The 18,468-nt window shown below is 62.1% G+C and carries 13 protein-coding genes; 11 read left to right on the forward strand and 2 right to left on the reverse strand.

Features of this window, described 5'->3' with window-relative positions; all coding sequences use genetic code 11:
- Positions 1-74: 74 nt before the first annotated feature.
- Positions 75-4,940, forward strand: coding sequence for an NAD-glutamate dehydrogenase (locus PPA02S_RS04760; protein WP_028632417.1), 4,866 nt, complete (start codon positions 75-77; stop codon positions 4,938-4,940).
- Positions 4,941-5,033: 93 nt separating this feature from the next.
- On the opposite strand, the gene ppsR is transcribed toward PPA02S_RS04760, so the two are convergent.
- Entirely contained in the window at positions 5,034-5,852 is an 819-nt protein-coding gene (ppsR, locus tag PPA02S_RS04765; protein WP_028632418.1) for a posphoenolpyruvate synthetase regulatory kinase/phosphorylase PpsR, read from the reverse strand.
- A gap of 176 nt (positions 5,853-6,028) precedes the next feature.
- Here ppsR and ppsA point away from each other — a divergent pair, with 176 nt between their 5' ends.
- The 9 genes from ppsA to PPA02S_RS04810 all read left to right on the forward strand — a co-directional run bounded on the left by ppsA (position 6,029) and on the right by PPA02S_RS04810 (position 15,370).
- Entirely contained in the window at positions 6,029-8,404 is a 2,376-nt protein-coding gene (gene ppsA, locus PPA02S_RS04770; RefSeq protein WP_028632419.1) for a phosphoenolpyruvate synthase, read from the forward strand.
- Positions 8,405-8,510: 106 nt separating this feature from the next.
- Positions 8,511-9,503 (forward strand): alpha/beta fold hydrolase, encoded by a 993-nt coding sequence (locus PPA02S_RS04775; protein ID WP_028632420.1) that lies wholly within the window; start codon positions 8,511-8,513, stop codon positions 9,501-9,503.
- Positions 9,504-9,633: 130 nt separating this feature from the next.
- Complete coding sequence (rraA, locus tag PPA02S_RS04780) at positions 9,634-10,125, forward strand: ribonuclease E activity regulator RraA (RefSeq protein WP_028632421.1); 492 nt, start codon at positions 9,634-9,636, stop codon at positions 10,123-10,125.
- 27 nt (positions 10,126-10,152) lie between these two features.
- Positions 10,153-11,148, forward strand: coding sequence for a divalent cation transporter CmaX (cmaX, locus tag PPA02S_RS04785; RefSeq protein WP_028632422.1), 996 nt, complete (start codon positions 10,153-10,155; stop codon positions 11,146-11,148).
- Between the two features lie 87 nt (positions 11,149-11,235).
- Positions 11,236-11,508, forward strand: coding sequence for a hypothetical protein (locus tag PPA02S_RS04790; RefSeq protein ID WP_028632423.1), 273 nt, complete (start codon positions 11,236-11,238; stop codon positions 11,506-11,508).
- Between the two features lie 2 nt (positions 11,509-11,510).
- Positions 11,511-12,335, forward strand: coding sequence for a mechanosensitive ion channel family protein (locus PPA02S_RS04795; protein WP_028632424.1), 825 nt, complete (start codon positions 11,511-11,513; stop codon positions 12,333-12,335).
- Between the two features lie 113 nt (positions 12,336-12,448).
- A complete protein-coding gene (gene sigX, locus PPA02S_RS04800; RefSeq protein ID WP_033727927.1) occupies positions 12,449-13,015 on the forward strand; it encodes an RNA polymerase sigma factor SigX in 567 nt (188 codons plus the stop codon).
- A gap of 111 nt (positions 13,016-13,126) precedes the next feature.
- Complete coding sequence (locus tag PPA02S_RS04805) at positions 13,127-14,164, forward strand: OmpA family protein (RefSeq protein ID WP_028632426.1); 1,038 nt, start codon at positions 13,127-13,129, stop codon at positions 14,162-14,164.
- A 180-nt stretch (positions 14,165-14,344) separates the two neighbouring features.
- Positions 14,345-15,370, forward strand: a complete 1,026-nt coding sequence (locus PPA02S_RS04810) for a quinone-dependent dihydroorotate dehydrogenase (protein WP_028632427.1) — start codon at positions 14,345-14,347, stop codon at positions 15,368-15,370.
- A gap of 94 nt (positions 15,371-15,464) precedes the next feature.
- On the opposite strand, the gene rmf is transcribed toward PPA02S_RS04810, so the two are convergent.
- A complete protein-coding gene (rmf, locus tag PPA02S_RS22490; protein WP_003248687.1) occupies positions 15,465-15,680 on the reverse strand; it encodes a ribosome modulation factor in 216 nt (71 codons plus the stop codon).
- Between the two features lie 560 nt (positions 15,681-16,240).
- Here rmf and rlmKL point away from each other — a divergent pair.
- Positions 16,241-18,433 carry a bifunctional 23S rRNA (guanine(2069)-N(7))-methyltransferase RlmK/23S rRNA (guanine(2445)-N(2))-methyltransferase RlmL gene (gene rlmKL / locus PPA02S_RS04815; protein ID WP_028632428.1) on the forward strand — a complete coding sequence of 731 codons (2,193 nt, stop codon included), beginning with the start codon at positions 16,241-16,243 and terminating at the stop codon, positions 18,431-18,433.
- The last annotated feature ends 35 nt before the right edge of the window (positions 18,434-18,468 follow it).

Consider the following 18,468-nt stretch of genomic DNA (forward strand, 5'->3'; position numbering starts at 1 on the left):
TGGCTATGGTAGACCCGTGCACGGCGCACGCAGCGACGCTTCAACTACTACAAAGCCCAAGCGGAGTACCACAGATGGCGTTCTTCACCGCAGCCAGCAAAGCCGACTTCCAGCATCAACTGCAAGCGGCCCTGGCGCAGCACATCAGCGAACAGTCCCTGCCACAAGTGGCGCTGTTCGCCGAGCAGTTCTTCGGCATCATCTCACTGGACGAACTCACCCAGCGCAGGCTTTCCGACCTGGCCGGCTGCACCCTCTCGGCCTGGCGCGTCATCGAGCGGTTCGACCCCGCCCAGCCCGTGGTGCGCGTGTACAACCCCGAATACGAACGCAATGGCTGGCAATCGACCCATACCGTGGTCGAGGTGTTGCACGACGACCTGCCGTTCCTGGTGGATTCGGTACGCACCGAGCTCAACCGCCGCGGCTACAGCATTCATACCCTGCAAACCACCGTGCTGAGCGTGCGCCGTGGCGCCAAGGGCGAACTGCTCGAACTGCTGCCAAAAGGCAGCCAGGGCGAGGGCGTCGGCCACGAGTCGCTGATGTACCTGGAGATCGACCGCTGCGCGAACGCCGCCGAGCTGAATGTACTGGCCCGCGAGATCGAGCAGGTGCTGGCTGAAGTGCGCGTTGCGGTGGCCGACTTCGAGCCGATGAAGGCCAAGTTGCGTGAGGTGGTTGCCCAGGTCGAGCAGACCGCGTTCGGCCCGGCACAGCACGAAAAAGCCGAGGTAACGGCGTTTCTCGAATGGCTGCTGGACAACCACTTCACCTTCCTGGGCTACGAAGAGTTCACCGTCCAGCAAACCGCCGATGGCGGCCAGATGGTGTATGACGAACAGTCGTTCCTGGGCCTGCCCCGGCGCCTGCGGGTGGGCCTCACGGCCGAAGAGCTGCGTATCGAAGACTACGCGGTAGCCTACCTGAACGAGCCGCTGCTGCTGTCGTTCGCCAAGGCTGCCCTGCCTAGCCGCGTGCACCGCCCGGCGTACCCAGACTATGTGTCCATCCGCCAGCTGGACGCCGACGGGCGGGTGCTCAAGGAGCACCGCTTCATGGGCCTGTACACCTCGTCGGTGTATGGCGAGAGCGTGCATGCCATCCCCTACATCCGCGGCAAGGTTGCCGAAGTGGAGCGCCGTTCCGGTTTCGACGCCAAGGCGCACCTGGGCAAGGAGCTGGCCCAGGTACTGGAAGTGCTGCCCCGTGACGACCTGTTCCAGACCCCGATCGATGAGCTGTTCAGCACGGTCATGGCCATCGTGCAGATCCAGGAGCGCAACAAGATCCGCGTGTTCCTGCGCAAGGACCCTTACGGGCGCTTCTGTTACTGCCTGGCCTACGTGCCCCGCGAGGTGTACTCCACCGAAGTGCGGCAGAAGATCCAGCAGGTGCTGATGGAGCGCCTGAAGGCCAGCGACTGCGAGTTCTGGACGTTCTTCTCGGAGTCGGTACTGGCCCGTGTGCAGTTGATTCTGCGGGTGGACCCGAAAAACCGCATCGACATCGACCCGCAGCAGCTTGAGCGCGAAGTGGTGCAGGCCTGCCGTTCGTGGCAGGACGATTTCTCTGCCCTGGTGGTGGAAAACTTCGGCGAGGCCCAGGGCACCAACATCCTTGCCGATTTCCCCAAAGGGTTCCCGGCGGGTTACCGTGAACGCTTCGCCGCCCACTCGGCGGTGGTCGACCTGCAGCATGTGCTGGCCTTGTCGGAAAGCAAGCCGCTGGCCATGAGCTTCTACCAGCCGCTGACGCGGGTGGGCGAGCGCACCTTGCACTGCAAGCTGTACCATGCCGATACCCCGCTGGCACTGTCCGACGTGCTGCCGATCCTGGAGAACCTCGGCCTGCGCGTGCTGGGTGAATTCCCCTACCGCCTGCGCCATGCCAATGGCCGCGAGTACTGGATCCACGACTTCGCCTTCACCTACAGCGAAGGCCTGAGCCTGGATATCCAGCAGCTCAACGATACCTTCCAGGATGCCTTTATCCACATCGTTGGTGGCGATGCCGAGAACGACGCCTTCAACCGCCTGGTGCTGACTGCCGGCCTGCCATGGCGTGACGTGGCATTGCTGCGTGCCTACGCCCGTTACATGAAGCAGATTCGCCTGGGCTTCGACCTGGGCTATATCGCCAGCACGCTGAACAACCACACCGATATCGCGCGCGAGCTCACCCGCCTGTTCAAGACGCGCTTCTACCTGGCGCGCAAGCTCACCCTGGACGACCTGGATGACAAGCAGCAGCGCCTCGAGCAGGCCATCCTGAGCGCACTGGATGACGTGCAGGTGCTCAACGAGGACCGCATCCTGCGGCGCTACCTGGACCTGATCAAGGCCACCCTGCGCACCAACTTCTACCAGACCGACGCCAACGGCCAGAACAAGGCCTACTTCAGCTTCAAGTTCAACCCGAAGCTGGTGCCCGAGTTGCCCAAGCCGGTGCCCAAGTTCGAGATTTTCGTCTATTCCCCCCGTGTCGAGGGCGTGCACCTGCGCTTCGGCAACGTGGCCCGGGGTGGTCTGCGCTGGTCGGACCGTGAAGAAGACTACCGCACCGAAGTGCTGGGCCTGGTGAAGGCGCAGCAGGTGAAGAACTCGGTCATCGTGCCGGTGGGTGCCAAAGGCGGCTTCCTGCCCCGGCGCCTGCCGCTGGGTGGCAGCCGTGACGAAATCGCCGCCGAAGGCGTGGCGTGCTACCGCATCTTTATCTCCGGCCTGCTGGACATCACCGACAACCTCAAGGACGGTGGCGTGGTGCCGCCTGCCAACGTGGTGCGCCACGACGACGATGACCCCTACCTGGTGGTGGCGGCCGACAAGGGCACGGCCACTTTCTCGGACATCGCCAACGGCATTGCCATCGACTACGGCTTCTGGCTGGGCGACGCCTTTGCGTCGGGCGGCTCGGCCGGCTACGACCACAAGAAAATGGGTATTACCGCCCGGGGTGCCTGGGTGGGTGTGCAGCGCCACTTCCGTGAGCGCGGCATTGATGTGCAGAAAGACCCGGTTACTGTCATCGGTGTGGGCGACATGGCCGGCGACGTGTTCGGCAACGGTTTGCTGATGTCCGACAAGCTGCAACTGGTGGCCGCGTTCAACCACCTGCACATCTTCATCGACCCCAACCCGGAGCCGGCCTCCAGCTTTGCCGAGCGCAAGCGCCTGTTCGAGCTGCCGCGCTCGGCCTGGACCGACTACGACACCAGCATCATGTCCGAAGGCGGCGGCATCTTCCCCCGCAGTGCCAAGAGCATTGCCATCAGCCCGCAGATGAAGGAACGTTTCGCCATCGAAGCCGACCGGCTGACCCCCACCGAGCTGCTGAACGCCCTGCTCAAGGCGCCAGTGGACCTGCTGTGGAACGGCGGCATCGGCACCTACGTCAAGGCCAGCACTGAAAGCCATGCCGACGTTGGCGACAAAGCCAACGATGCGCTGCGGGTCAACGGTAACGAGCTGCGCTGCAAGGTGGTGGGCGAGGGCGGCAACCTGGGCATGACCCAGCTTGGTCGGGTGGAATTTGGCCTGCACGGCGGTGCTACCAACACCGACTTCATCGACAACGCCGGCGGCGTGGACTGCTCCGACCACGAGGTCAACATCAAGATCCTGCTCAACGAAGTGGTGCAGGGTGGCGACATGACCGAGAAGCAGCGCAACCAGCTGCTGGGCAGCATGACTGACGAAGTCGGCGCCCTGGTGCTGGGCAACAACTACAAGCAGACCCAGGCGCTGTCGCTGGCGGCCCGCCGGGTACGCGAGCGCATTGCCGAATACAAGCGCCTGATGGCAGACCTGGAAGCCCGGGGCAAGCTGGACCGCGCCATCGAGTTCCTGCCGTCCGAAGAGCAATTGGCCGAACGGCTGGCTGCGGGGCAGGGCCTGACCCGTGCCGAATTGTCGGTGCTGATTTCCTACAGCAAGATCGACCTCAAGGAGCAACTGCTCAAGTCCCAGGTGCCGGATGACGACTACCTGACCCGCGACATGGAAACCGCCTTCCCGCCGTCGCTGGTCAGCAAGTTCGCCGAGGCCATGCGCCGTCACCGTCTGAAGCGCGAAATCGTCAGCACCCAGATCGCCAATGACCTGGTCAACAACATGGGCATCACCTTCGTGCAGCGCTTGAAGGAGTCCACTGGCATGAGCCCGGCGAACGTCGCGGGTGCTTATGTGATCGTGCGTGACATCTTCCACCTGCCGCACTGGTTCCGCCAGATCGAGGCGCTGGACTACCAGGTGCCTGCCGAGGTCCAGCTGACCCTGATGGACGAGCTGATGCGCCTGGGTCGCCGTGCTACCCGCTGGTTCCTGCGCAGCCGCCGCAACGAGCAGGACGCCGGGCGCGATTGCGCGCACTTCGGGCCGAAGATCGCGCAATTGGGGCTGAAGCTGGACGAACTGCTGGAGGGCCCGACCCGGGAACGCTGGATGGTTCGTTACCAGAGCTTTGTCGATGCCGGCGTGCCCGAGCTGCTGGCGCGCATGGTCGCCGGTACCAGCCACCTCTACACGCTGCTGCCGATCATCGAAGCGGCTGATGTCACCGGCCATGAGCCGGCGCAGGTGGCCAAGGCGTTCTTCGCCGTGGGCAGCGCCCTGGACCTGACCTGGTATCTGCAGGAAATCAGCAACCTGCCGGTGGAGAACAACTGGCAGGCGCTGGCGCGTGAGGCGTTCCGTGACGACATCGACCTGCAGCAGCGGGCGATCACCATTTCTGTGCTGCAGATGGTCGATGCACCGCAGGACATGGACGCCCGGGTGGCATTGTGGGCCGAGCAGCACCGGGTGATGGTGGAGCGCTGGCGTGCCATGCTGGACGACCTGCGCAGTGCCACAGGGCACGACTATGCGATGTACGCGGTGGCCAACCGCGAGCTGGTCGACCTGGCCATGAGCGGGCAGGCGACCGTGTTGCCGTCCTGATAATAAAGCTGCAATGAAAAAGCCCCGGCAGTGATGCCGGGGCTTTTTCATGTATGGGGTGGTGCCATGAATCAGAAAGGTGTTCGCCCAGGCTTACTTGAACCTGCGCTCCACGCCTTTCTCCACCAGAATTTTCGCCGAAATCTCTTCAACCGAGAAATGCGTGGAATTGATGTTCGGAATATTCTCCCGGCGGAACAGGCTCTCGACCTCGCGCACCTCGAACTCGCACTGGGCAAAGCTTGAGTAACGGCTGTTGGGCTTGCGCTCGTGGCGTATGGCGGTGAGACGGTCGGGGTCGATGGTCAGGCCAAACAGCTTGTTATGGTGCTTTTTCAGCACTGGTGGCAGCTGCAGGCGCTCCATGTCGTCTTCGGTGAGCGGGTAGTTGGCTGCACGGATGCCGAACTGCATGGCCATGTACAGGCAGGTGGGCGTTTTGCCGCAGCGCGACACGCCCACCAGGATCAGGTCGGCCTTGTCGTAATAGTGGGTGCGTGCCCCATCGTCGTTGTCCAGGGCGAAGTTGACCGCCTCGATGCGCTCCATGTAGTTGGAATTGCCGCCGATCGAGTGGGATTTGCCCACCGAATAGGACGAGTGGGCGGTCAGTTCCTGCTCCAGCGGCGACAGGAACGATGAAAAGATATCGATCATGAAGCCGTTGGAGGTGGCCAGGATCTCGCGAATGTCCTGGTTGACGATGGTGTCGAAGATGATCGGGCGAACGCCATCACGTTCGGCAGCGGTATTGATCTGCTGCACCATGCTGCGGGCTTTTTCAGGCGAGTCTATGTACGGACGGGTGAATTTGTTGAACGGTATGCTCTCGAATTGCGCGAGCAGACTCTGGCCCAGGGTTTCGGCAGTGATGCCGGTGCCGTCGGAGATGAAGAACGCGGTTCGTTTCATTTGCGATCTGGGCCTTAAGATGATGACGTTTCTTGGATATGATAAGTTCGCTTTGCCGAATGCGGCTGTTGGCATTCTCACTTATTTTCCAGGTACAGGCCACAAGCGTCCGGCCCAGTCAACGATGGCAGGCGGCGCCCTTGAGCTTTTCCAATACAGTTAGTGGAGAGATCACCTTGGTAGAGTACGTAGTTTCCCTCGAAAAGCTCGGCGTCCATGATGTGGAGCATGTGGGGGGCAAGAACGCATCCCTGGGCGAGATGATCAGCAATCTTGCCGGTGCCGGCGTGTCCGTGCCGGGCGGCTTTGCCACTACGGCTCAGGCGTACCGTGACTTTCTCGAGCAAAGCGGCCTGAACGACCAGATCCACGCTGCGCTGGACGCCCTGGACGTAGACGATGTCAATGCCCTGGCCAAGACCGGTGCGCAGATCCGCCAGTGGGTGATGGATGCACCCTTCCCGGCCCGCCTGGATGCCGAGATCCGCACCGCCTTCGCCGAAATGTCCAAGGGCAACGACAATATGGCGGTGGCCGTGCGCTCGTCGGCCACTGCCGAAGACCTGCCAGACGCCTCGTTTGCTGGCCAGCAGGAAACCTTCCTCAACATCCGCGGTGTCGACAACGTCATCCGTGCGGCCAAGGAAGTGTTCGCCTCGCTGTTCAACGACCGCGCCATCGCCTACCGCGTGCATCAGGGCTTCGACCACAAGCTGGTAGCCCTGTCGGCCGGCGTGCAGCGCATGGTGCGCTCGGAAACCGGTACCGCCGGCGTGATGTTCACCCTCGACACCGAGTCCGGCTTCCGTGACGTGGTGTTCATTACCGGCGCCTACGGCCTGGGCGAAACCGTGGTGCAGGGTGCGGTGAACCCTGACGAATTCTACGTGCACAAGAACACCCTGCAGGCCGGCCGCCCGGCCATCCTGCGTCGCAACCTGGGCAGCAAGGCCATCAAGATGATCTACGGCGACGAGGCCAAGGCCGGTCGTTCGGTGAAAACCGTCGACGTGGACCGTGCCGAGCGTGCGCGCTTCTGCCTGAGCGATGCCGAGGTCAGCGAGCTGGCCAAGCAGGCCATGATCATCGAACAGCACTACCAGCGCCCGATGGACATCGAATGGGCCAAGGACGGCGATGACGGCCAGCTGTATATCGTTCAGGCGCGCCCTGAAACGGTCAAGAGCCGTTCCAGCGCCAACGTGATGGAGCGCTACCTGCTGAAAGAGAAGGGCACTGTGCTGGTCGAGGGCCGTGCCATTGGGCAGCGTATTGGTGCAGGCAAGGTTCGCGTCATCAATGACGTGTCCGAAATGGACAAGGTACAGCCAGGTGATGTGCTGGTTTCCGACATGACCGACCCGGATTGGGAGCCGGTGATGAAGCGCGCCAGTGCCATCGTCACCAACCGTGGCGGGCGTACCTGCCACGCCGCGATCATTGCCCGTGAGCTGGGTATTCCGGCAGTGGTCGGGTGCGGCAATGCCACGCAGATCCTCAAGGACGGCCAGGGTGTGACGGTTTCCTGCGCCGAGGGCGACACCGGTTTCATCTTCGAGGGCGAGCTGGGCTTCGACATCAAGCAGAACTCGGTCGATGCCATGCCCGAACTGCCATTCAAGATCATGATGAACGTCGGCAACCCCGACCGCGCCTTCGACTTCGCCCAGTTGCCCAACGCCGGTGTGGGCCTGGCACGTCTGGAGTTCATCATCAACCGCATGATCGGCGTGCACCCCAAGGCCTTGCTGAACTACGCCGGGTTGCCGCCAGAGCTCAAAGACAGCGTCGACAAACGCATCGCCGGCTACGATGACCCGGTCGGCTTCTACGTCGAGAAGCTGGTTGAAGGCATCAGCACCCTGGCAGCCGCGTTCTACCCGAAGAAGGTCATCGTGCGCCTGTCGGACTTCAAGTCCAACGAGTACGCCAACTTGATCGGCGGCAAGCTGTACGAGCCGGAAGAAGAGAACCCGATGCTGGGCTTCCGCGGTGCCTCGCGCTACATCAGCGAAGCCTTCCGTGACTGCTTCGAGCTCGAGTGCCGTGCGCTCAAGCGGGTGCGCAACGAGATGGGCCTGACCAACGTCGAGATCATGGTGCCGTTCGTGCGTACCCTCGGTGAAGCGAGCCAGGTGGTCGACCTGCTGGCCGAGAATGGCCTGGCCCGTGGCGATAACGGCCTGCGCGTGATCATGATGTGCGAGCTGCCGTCCAACGCCATTCTGGCCGACGAGTTCCTCGAGTACTTCGACGGCTTCTCGATCGGTTCCAACGACCTGACCCAGCTGACCTTGGGCCTGGACCGTGATTCGGGCATCATTGCCCACCTGTTCGACGAGCGTAACCCGGCCGTCAAGAAGCTGCTGGCCAATGCCATTGCCGCCTGCAACAAGGCCGGCAAGTACATCGGCATCTGTGGTCAGGGCCCATCGGACCACCCTGACCTCGCCAAATGGCTGATGGAGCAGGGCATCGACAGCGTGTCGCTGAACCCGGACTCGGTGCTCGAAACCTGGTTCTACCTGGCCGAAGGCCAGGGCGCAGCCTGATCCAACGAAACGCGGGGCAGCGTCTGGCGTAGCCCCGCCTGGTATTTCCAGGGCGAGTTCCAGCAATGGATCCCGCCCTTTTTTGTGCACCAAGCCATCTGACCTTATGCAAAGCAGCAGCACTCTTTTTCCCGTAGCCTTGCTCAGTGCCGAGCGCCGCGGTGATCTCAGCGAAGACGTCTACCGAATCAAAGCCGGCAATGGCCCCGACCCCACCGTGGAACTGGCGGTAACGCGCCTGGGGCTGGCGGACCAGCGCGTGGTCCAGGGCACCCCGATCATTCTGCTGCACGGCAGCTTCTCCAATCGACGCTTCTGGTACTCGCCCAAAGGCCTTGGCCTGGGCGCTTACCTGGCGCGCGCGGGCTTCGACGTGTGGATCCCGGAAATGCGAGGGCATGGCCTGTCGCCGCGCAACCGCGACTGGTCACATAACTGCGTCGCCGCCTACGCCCGCGATGACTTGCCGGCCATTGCCGCATTCGTGCGCGAGCAGGCAGGGCAGGTGCCCTATTGGGTAGGCCACTCCCTGGGGGGGACCACGCTGGCAGCGGCATTGGGTGGCGGGTTCTTGAGTGAGGGGCAGGTGGCTGGGGTGGCACTGTTCGGCACCCAGGTCAGCCGCCGCTACTGGCCATTGAAACTCCCGCCTGTGGTGTGGGGTGCAAAAATGCTGCTCAGGCGCTGGGGGCAGTTATCCGGCCCGCGTTTCAAGCGCGGGCCGGAGGACGAGCCCATCGGCCTGGCGTTCGAAAGCCTGCGCTGGCACGGCCTGTTCGGTCGCTTTGGCGACAGGCACCAGGATTGGTGGGCCGGGCTTGCCCAAGTGAGTGTGCCGCTGCTGGCCGTTGCCGGTGCGGCCGACGCGCAAGACCCGGTGTGGGCCTGCCGCCAGCTGTTCGCGCAATGGGGTGACGCGCGCAAGCAGTTCATTTGCCTGGGGCCCGAAGAGGGGTTCGAAGCCTTCGGGCATGTCGACATGCTGGTGAGCAAGGCAGCGCAGGCACAGGTATGGCCGCTGGTGGCGCGCTGGCTGCGTGAATCGCCTGCGGCGGTGCAGCGCGCTTGCGACGCATCGCAGCCCTTGACCGCCAGCTGACCGGTGCTCGGCAGTGCTTGCAGCGTCACCGCAGGCAACACATGACTGTGCGGTCCGGGATGACTGCGGCGGCCTCGGCGGTGTAGCCTTGGCCGATACCCGTTTTCGTTGTGACTGACAGGAGCTTCCCATGCAGCATTACGTAACGCCTGACCTGTGTGACGCCTACCCCGACCTGGTGCAGGTGGTGGAACCGATGTTCAGCAATTTTGGCGGCCGTGATTCCTTCGGTGGCCAGATCGTCACGATCAAATGCTTCGAGGACAACTCACTGGTCCGGGAGCAAGTGGACCTCGATGGCAAGGGCAAGGTGCTGGTGGTGGACGGCGGCGGTTCGCTGCGCCGCGCGCTGCTGGGTGACATGCTCGCGGAAAAGGCTGCAAAGAACGGTTGGGAGGGCCTGGTCATCTATGGCTGCGTGCGCGATGTCGACGTGCTGATCCAGACCGACGTCGGCGTGCAGGCGCTGGCCAGCCACCCGATGAAAACCGACAAGCGAGGCATCGGCGACCTGAACGTGGTCGTCACATTCGCAGGCGTCACGTTCCGCCCGGGTGAGTATGTCTATGCCGACAACAATGGCGTGTTGGTTTCGCCCAGCCCGTTGCAGATGCCGGAGTGACGCGCCACGCGCGCTGATGGAGCTTTGATGTTCGAGGAAGACAACGCGCAGTGGGGGCTGGTGCACGCCCTGGTGCTCGATGGTAAAGGTGGCGCACACACGATTGCCCGTACCGAACTGGATGCGCTCCAGCTGCAGCCGGAGCAGAGCCTGTGGCTGCACTGGGACCGCAGCCACCCCCAGACCCGCTCCTGGCTGATGCGCGACAGTGGCCTGAGCGAGTTCGCCTGCGAGCTGCTGCTTGAAGAAAACACCCGGCCGCGCCTGCTGCCGATGGCGGACGAGCAGCTGTTGCTGTTCTTGCGAGGGGTAAACCTGAACCCGGGTGCCGAACCTGAAGACATGGTATCGGTGCGCATCTTCGCCCAGGCCCAGCGGGTGATATCCCTGCGGCTGCGGCCGCTTCGCGCCAGCGACGAAATCTTGCAACTGCTGGAACAGGGGAGGGGGCCGAAGTCGGCCTCCGAACTGCTGTTGCTGATGGGGGAACTGCTGACCGAAAAGGTCCAGGGGCTGGTCAGCGACCTGGCCGAGCTGGTAGACATGGAAGAAGAAAAGGTGGAGTCCGACGAGCGGCATACACCTGAGCAAGGCAGTTTGCAGCAGATCCGTCGGCGTGCGGCTGGCCTGCGACGCTTCCTGGCGCCCCAGCGGGATATCTATGCGCACCTGTCCCGCAGTAAGTGGGCGTGGTTCGCCGATGCCGATGCCGACTACTGGAACGAGCTCAACAACAGCCTCATTCGCTACCTGGAGGAGCTGGAGCTGACCCGCGAGCGGGCAGCGCTGGTGCTGGAAAGCGAGGACCGGCGGCGCAGCGAGCGGATGAACCGCACCATGTACCGCTTTGGCATCATTACCTGCATCTTCCTGCCCATGAGCTTCATTACCGGGCTGTTGGGTATCAACGTGGGTGGCATTCCGGGGGCTCAGAACCCTTATGGCTTCCTGTTCGCGTGCCTTGTCGTGCTAGGGCTTGCGGTCGGGCAATGGTGGCTGTTCAGGCGGCTGCAATGGGTGTGACAGATGCGTGTGGGGCCGTGCTGGCGACGCCGGTTGTGACCCATTGGCCGGCGGCCTCGTCTCTTGCTGATACTGCGCGAGGTGCCCATGCACGATCCGTTTGAACAATCCCTGCGTGACCTGCTCAAGGCGTCACCGTCCGGCAACGATCGCCATGACAGCGACGACGCTGCCTGCCTGGGTCGTGTGCTGAAAACCGCCAACCGTCAGGTGGGTGCCGGTGACCTGTTCAGCCTGCTTGGCCGCTGGAGCCAGGCGCTGCTGATCGCCGTCAACAATGGCTCGGCGCATGTGGCGCCGGTGCGTAGACATTCTTCCCGCAACGCTGCCAACGGCAGCAAAGCAGATAAGGCCGATTGAATATGGAACTCGATCTCTGGACCCAGAGCCTGGTTACCGCGATGACCGCCCTTTGGACCAAAGTGGCGAACTTCATCCCTAACCTGTTTGGCGCACTGGTCGTGGTATTGCTCGGCTTTGTCGTGGCCAAGCTGCTCGACACGCTGCTTTCCAAGCTGTTGGCGAAGTTTGGCCTGGACCGCCTGATGGCCGGAACCGGCTTGACAAAGATGCTGGGTCGCGTGGGCATTCAGGTGCCCATCTCCACCCTGATCGGCAAGATCGTCTACTGGTTCGTGCTGCTGGTATTCCTGGTGTCGGCCGCCGAGTCCCTGGGCCTGGAGCGTGTGTCGGCAACACTCGACATGCTCGCCCTGTACCTGCCCAAGGTGTTCGGCGCAGCCCTGGTGCTGCTGGCCGGGGTGCTGCTGGCCCAGGTGGCCAACGGGCTGGTGCGTGGCGCTGCCGAAGGCATCGGCCTCGAATACTCCGCAGGCCTGGGGCGCATTACCCAGGGCTTGGTGATCATCATCAGCATTTCCGTCGCGATCAGCCAGCTGGAGGTCAAGACCGATCTGCTCAACCACGTGATCGTGATTGGCCTGATTACCGTTGGTCTGGCCGTGGCGCTCGCCATGGGCCTGGGCAGCCGCGAGATTGCCGGGCAAATCATCGCCGGCATCTATGTGCGCGAGCTGTTCCAGGTAGGCCAGCACGTGCGGATTGGCGAGGTCGAAGGGCACATCGAGGAAATCGGCACGGTCAAGACAACCTTGCTCACAGATGAAGGCGAGCTGGTGTCACTGTCCAACCGTGCGTTGCTGGAGCAGCGGGTCAATAGCCGCTGAGCGCCCAAAGCTGTTAATGTATGCCGCCGCGAAAACAGACCTGATGGGGTTTCGCGGCGACATTGACCTGACTGTCGGCCAGATCCGTTTTGAATAAAGTGCCTTCGCCGCCCATGCGTTATGAACCCCGCGAGCTCACCGACGAAGAGTTGGTGGCGCGATCGCATGAGGAGCTGTACCACGTTACGCGCGCCTATGAGGAGCTCATGCGGCGCTACCAGCGAACCCTGTTCAACGTGTGTGCACGTTATTTGGGGAACGACCGTGACGCCGACGATGTCTGTCAGGAAGTGATGCTGAAGGTGCTGTACGGCCTGAAGAATTTCGAAGGGAAATCCAAGTTCAAGACCTGGTTGTATAGCATCACCTACAACGAGTGCATCACGCAGTACCGCAAGGAGCGTCGCAAGCGTCGACTGATGGATGCGTTGAGTCTCGACCCTGTTGAAGAGGCGTCCGAGGACAAGGCGCCGAAAGCCGAAGAAAAAGGGGGCCTGGATAAGTGGCTGGTTCATGTGAACCCGATTGACCGGGAAATCCTGGTGCTGCGCTTTGTCGCAGAACTGGAGTTCCAGGAAATCGCCGATATCATGCACATGGGCTTGAGCGCAACCAAAATGCGTTACAAGCGTGCGCTCGACAAGCTTCGAGAGAAATTTGCCGGTCTCGATGAAACTTAGTGGCCAGCAAATATCTCTAACCAACCGGCGAGTTCTGCTAGACTTGCCGTCGAGTTGTCCCCCTTGTTTTTGGTGGGACTGCTTAACTATCACCAGATGGGGATTTAACGGATGAAACTGAAAAACACCTTGGGCTTGGCCATTGGTTCGCTCGTAGCCGCCACTTCGATTGGCGCTATGGCACAAGGTCAAGGCGCCGTCGAGACTGAAATCTTCTACAAGAAAGAATTCTTCGACAGCCAGCGCGACTTCAAAAACGACGGTAACCTGTTCGGCGGTTCGATCGGTTACTTCCTGACCGACGACGTCGAGCTGCGTCTGGGCTACGACGAAGTCCACAACGCTCGTGGCGACGACGGCAAGAACATCAAGGGCTCCAACACCGCCCTGGACGCCGTTTACCACTTCAACAACCCGTACGACGCTATCCGCCCGTACGTTTCCGCTGGTTTCTCGCACCAGTCGATCGGCCAGACCGGCCGTGGTGGTCGTAACCACTCCACCTTCGCCAACGTTGGCGCAGGCGCCAAGTGGTACATCACTGACATGTTCTACGCCCGTGCCGGCGTAGAAGCTCAGTACAACATCGACCAGGGTGACACCGAGTGGGCACCAAGCGTTGGTGTTGGTCTGAACTTCGGCGGTAGCCCGAAAAACCAAGCTGCTCCAGCACCTGCTCCAGTGGCTGAAGTGTGCACCGACTCCGACAACGACGGCGTTTGCGACAACGTTGACAAGTGCCCGGACACCCCGGCCAACGTCACCGTTGACGCCGATGGCTGCCCAGCTGTTGCTGAAGTCGTTCGCGTTGAGCTGGACGTCAAGTTCGACTTCGACAAGTCGGTCGTCAAGCCTAACAGCTACGGCGACATCAAAAACCTGGCTGACTTCATGAAGCAGTACCCACAAACCACCACCGTGGTTGAAGGTCACACTGACTCCGTGGGTCCAGACGCTTACAACCAGAAGCTGTCCGAGCGTCGTGCCAACGCTGTCAAGCAAGTCCTGACCCAGCAGTACGGCGTAGAATCCAGCCGTGTTGACTCGGTTGGCTACGGCGAAACCCGTCCGGTTGCTGACAACGCCACCGAAGAAGGCCGTGCTATCAACCGTCGCGTTGAAGCTCAGGTAGAAGCCCAAGCCAAGTAATTGGTTGAAGCTTCATGAAAAACCCGGCTCAGGCCGGGTTTTTCTTTGCCTGCCTGTAATGTGTGATTAGGGGGCAGGCGAGTGGGCGGGTGAGCAGGCATTCGGGGCACGATGTGCTGTCCTGTCAGGCCTTCGCTGGCTATAATCGCCCCTCACCCATACCCCGAGCCTTGCCCGCCCATGTATAACCTGGCCCGCCAGCTGCTGTTCAAGCTTTCCCCGGAAACCTCTCACGACCTGTCGCTGGACCTGATCGGTGCAGGTGGCCGCCTGGGGCTCAACGGTAAGCTATGTAAACAGCCAGCAGCGTTGCCGGTCACCGTGATGGGCCTGAACTTCGCCAACCCGGTCGGCCTGGCTGCAGGCCTGGACAAGAATGGCACGGCCATCGATGGCTTCGCCCAGCTTGGCTTCGGCTTTGTCGAGGTCGGTACGGTTACCCCGCGCCCACAGCCGGGTAATCCCAAGCCCAGGCTGTTCCGCCTGCCTGAAGCCACTGCCATCATCAACCGCATGGGCTTCAACAACCTGGGTGTCGACCATTTGCTGGCGCGCGTGCGTGCTGCGCGGTACCGCGGTGTGCTGGGCATCAATATCGGCAAGAACTTCGATACACCGGTTGAACGCGCCGTGGATGATTACCTCATCTGCCTGGACAAGGTGTACAACGCGGCCAGCTATATCACCGTCAACGTCAGCTCGCCCAATACACCCGGCCTGCGCAGCCTGCAGTTCGGTGATTCACTCAAGCAATTGCTCGATGCCTTGGCCGAGCGCCGTGAGCAATTGGCGTCAGCAAGTGGCAAGCGTGTGCCGCTGGCCATCAAGATCGCACCGGACATGACCGACGAGGAGACTGCACTGGTGGCCGCTGCGCTGGTGGCGTCAGGCATGGATGCAGTGATCGCCACCAACACCACACTGGGCCGTGAGGGCGTCGAAGCGTTGCCGTATGGCGCAGAGGCGGGCGGGTTGTCGGGTGCTCCGGTTTTGCAGAAGAGCACGCATATCGTCAAGGTGATGGCGGGGGAGTTGGGTGGCAAGTTGCCCATCATCGCTGCGGGTGGTATCACCGAGGGCCGGCATGCGGCTGAGAAAATCGCTGCGGGAGCCAGCCTGGTTCAGGTCTATTCCGGCTTCATTTACAAGGGCCCGGCGCTGGTGCGCGAGGCAGTCGATGCCATAGCAGCCATGCCCCGGCCTTGAATGGCCCAAAAGAAGGGCCCCTTGAAGGGGCCCCTGGGTCTCAGCCCGCCGCCCGGATGGGGCGTGCATGGTAAATCGAATTCAGCGTCCTCGATCAGCCAACGGCGTGATTTTCGTTGAGTCTATGGATGCCAGCGGTGCCCGTCATGCCGTCCCAGTTATCGCCGCGGCCCTCCCGCCAGCCGTTGATCCAGGCTTGGCGCACAGAAGGAAGATTGAAGGGGCAAAGCTCGCGGGATTTGCCGGTGACCCCGTATTGGTAGCCACGTGAATATGCTCTTTCCAACGGATCACGCTTAAGTCTTCTCATAGGGTGTTGCCCTCACTTGTTGACTGTAATGTCCCGTCGGCCTCCAAGAGGCCGGGCAGAATCGTTCTGCCGGTGTTCGCTCGCTGCCGGCGTCGCGAGCGTGTTGTGCCGCCTCGTTGCGAAGCGGCCTGAGACCAGTTCTAACCAATGCAGGACAGCGTGTGAATGATCGATTTGTCATAAGCACGTAACCTTTCCAAGGGTCAGGGGATAAGTAAATAAATGCGACTCAACCTTATTTGGCCTTGAGGCCGGTATGACCGGGGTTTGCTGAACGTTGACGTCATTTTGCCACCGCTGATGGCGGTGCCAGGAAATAACTTGAAATGCGACGAAGGGTCACATGTGCCCCTGACGTTGCCAGAATTTTACGTACTGCCTGATGATCTAAGCTGTCTTTGCCCCGTGGCCAAGCGCGCATCCATCAGGCGGCCCGGCCCTAGTGGCACCCAAGGGGGTGTGCAGGGCCACCCGCAGGCCTGTTGGAAAGGTTTGCGGGCAAACATCGCGGGGTGATGCGTTGCCTCGTCTGTCAAATAGCCAAAGGCGCTGGATTACTCATGTCGGACCGTTTCGAACTCTACCTCACCTGTCCCAAAGGCCTGGAAGGGCTGCTCGCTGAAGAGGCGCGTGGCCTTGGCCTTGAAGAGGTGCGCGAACACACCTCGGCCATTCGCGGCGCCGCCGACATGGAAACTGCCTACCGCCTGTGCCTGTGGTCGCGCCTGGCCAACCGTGTACTGCTGGTCCTCAAGCGTTTTTCCATGAAGAACGCTGATGACCTTTATGAGGGGGTACACGCCGTGGACTGGGCCGACCACCTGGCTGCCGACGGCACGCTGGCGGTTGAGTTCAGCGGCCACGGGTCGGGTATCGACAACACCCACTTTGGCGCCCTCAAGGTCAAGGACGCCATTGTCGACAAGCTGCGCAACCGGGAGGGGCTTCGCCCTTCTGTAGAGAAAATCGACCCTGACGTGCGCGTGCACCTGCGCCTAGACCGTGGCGAGGCCATCCTGTCCCTGGACCTTTCCGGCCACAGCCTGCACCAGCGGGGCTACCGCCTGCAGCAGGGCGCTGCGCCGCTGAAAGAGAACCTGGCGGCCGCGGTGCTGATACGTGCCGGCTGGCCGCGCATCGCCGCTGAAGGCGGCGCGCTGGCTGACCCGATGTGTGGCGTGGGTACGTTCCTGGTGGAGGCCGCAATGATCGCTGCCGACATTGCACCTAACCTCAAGCGTGAACGCTGGGGCTTCACTGCCTGGTTGGGCCATGTGCCAGCGTTGTGGCGCAAGGTTCACGAGCAGGGCCAGGCCCGCGCCAAGGCTGGGCTGGCCAAGCCGCCGCTGTGGATCCGTGGCTATGAAGCCGACCCGCGGCTGATCCAGCCCGGTCGCAATAACGTCGAGCGTGCCGGCCTCAGCGATTGGGTGAAGATCTACCAGGGTGAGGTCAGTACCTTCGAGCCGCGACCGGACCAGAACCAGAAGGGCCTGGTGATCAGTAACCCACCGTATGGCGAGCGCCTGGGTGACGAGGCCAGCCTGCTGTACCTCTACCAGAACCTGGGCGAACGCCTGCGGCAGGCGTGCATGGGCTGGGAAGCGGCGGTCTTTACCGGTGCCCCGCAGCTCGGCAAGCGCATGGGGTTGCGTAGCCACAAGCAATACGCGTTCTGGAACGGTGCCTTGCCGTGCAAGCTGCTGCTGTTGAAAGTGCAGCCTGACCAGTTCGTGACGGGTGAGCGTCGTGACTCCGGCGTAGACGCAGCGCCGGAGCCTGCGCAGGCGCCGCAGGCCAGTGAGCCGGCGCGCTTGTCTGAAGGCGCGCAGATGTTTGCCAACCGGCTGCAGAAAAACCTCCGCCAGCTTGGCAAGTGGGCGCGTCGCGAGCAGGTCAGTTGCTACCGCCTGTACGATGCCGACATGCCCGAATATGCACTGGCGGTAGACCTGTACGAAGACTGGGTGCATGTGCAGGAGTATGCTGCGCCCAAGTCCGTAGACCCGGATAAAGCGCAAGCGCGCTTGCTGGATGCGCTGGCGGCCATTCCTCAGGCGTTGGGCATTTCGCCGCAGCGTGTGGTGCTCAAGCGCCGTGAGCGCCAGAGCGGTACACGCCAGTATGAACGCCAGGCCACTGAAGGCCGCTTCCAGGAAGTCACGGAGGGTGGGGTGAAGTTGCTGGTCAACCTGACCGACTACCTCGACACTGGCCTGTTCCTCGACCACCGCCCCATGCGCCTGCGCATTCAGCGTGAGGCGGCCGGCAAGCGTTTCCTGAACCTGTTCTGCTATACCGCGACCGCAACCGTACACGCGGCCAAGGGCGGCGCACGCAGCACCACCAGCGTGGACTTGTCCAAAACGTATCTGGACTGGGCGCGGCGCAACCTGGCACTGAACGGTTTTTCAGAGCGTAACCGCCTGGCCCAGGGTGACGTGATGGCCTGGCTGGAAGCCGAGCGCGAAAGCTACGACCTGATCTTCATCGACCCGCCGACCTTCTCCAACTCCAAGCGTATGGAAGGGGTATTTGATGTGCAGCGTGACCATGTACAGTTACTGGACCTGGCCATGGCGCGCCTGGCACCAGGTGGTGTGCTGTACTTCTCCAACAACTTCCGCAAGTTTCAGCTGGACGAGCACTTGACGGCGCGGTATGCGGTGGAAGAAATCACGGCACAGACCCTTGACCCTGATTTCGCGCGCAACAACCGTATTCACCGGGCCTGGCGCTTGCAACTGCGCTGAACCCGGGTGATGCCGGGCCCTATCCGCGGGGCCCG

Origin of the sequence: Pseudomonas parafulva NBRC 16636 = DSM 17004, from assembly GCF_000730645.1 — a bacterium.
Classification (GTDB): domain Bacteria; phylum Pseudomonadota; class Gammaproteobacteria; order Pseudomonadales; family Pseudomonadaceae; genus Aquipseudomonas; species Aquipseudomonas parafulva.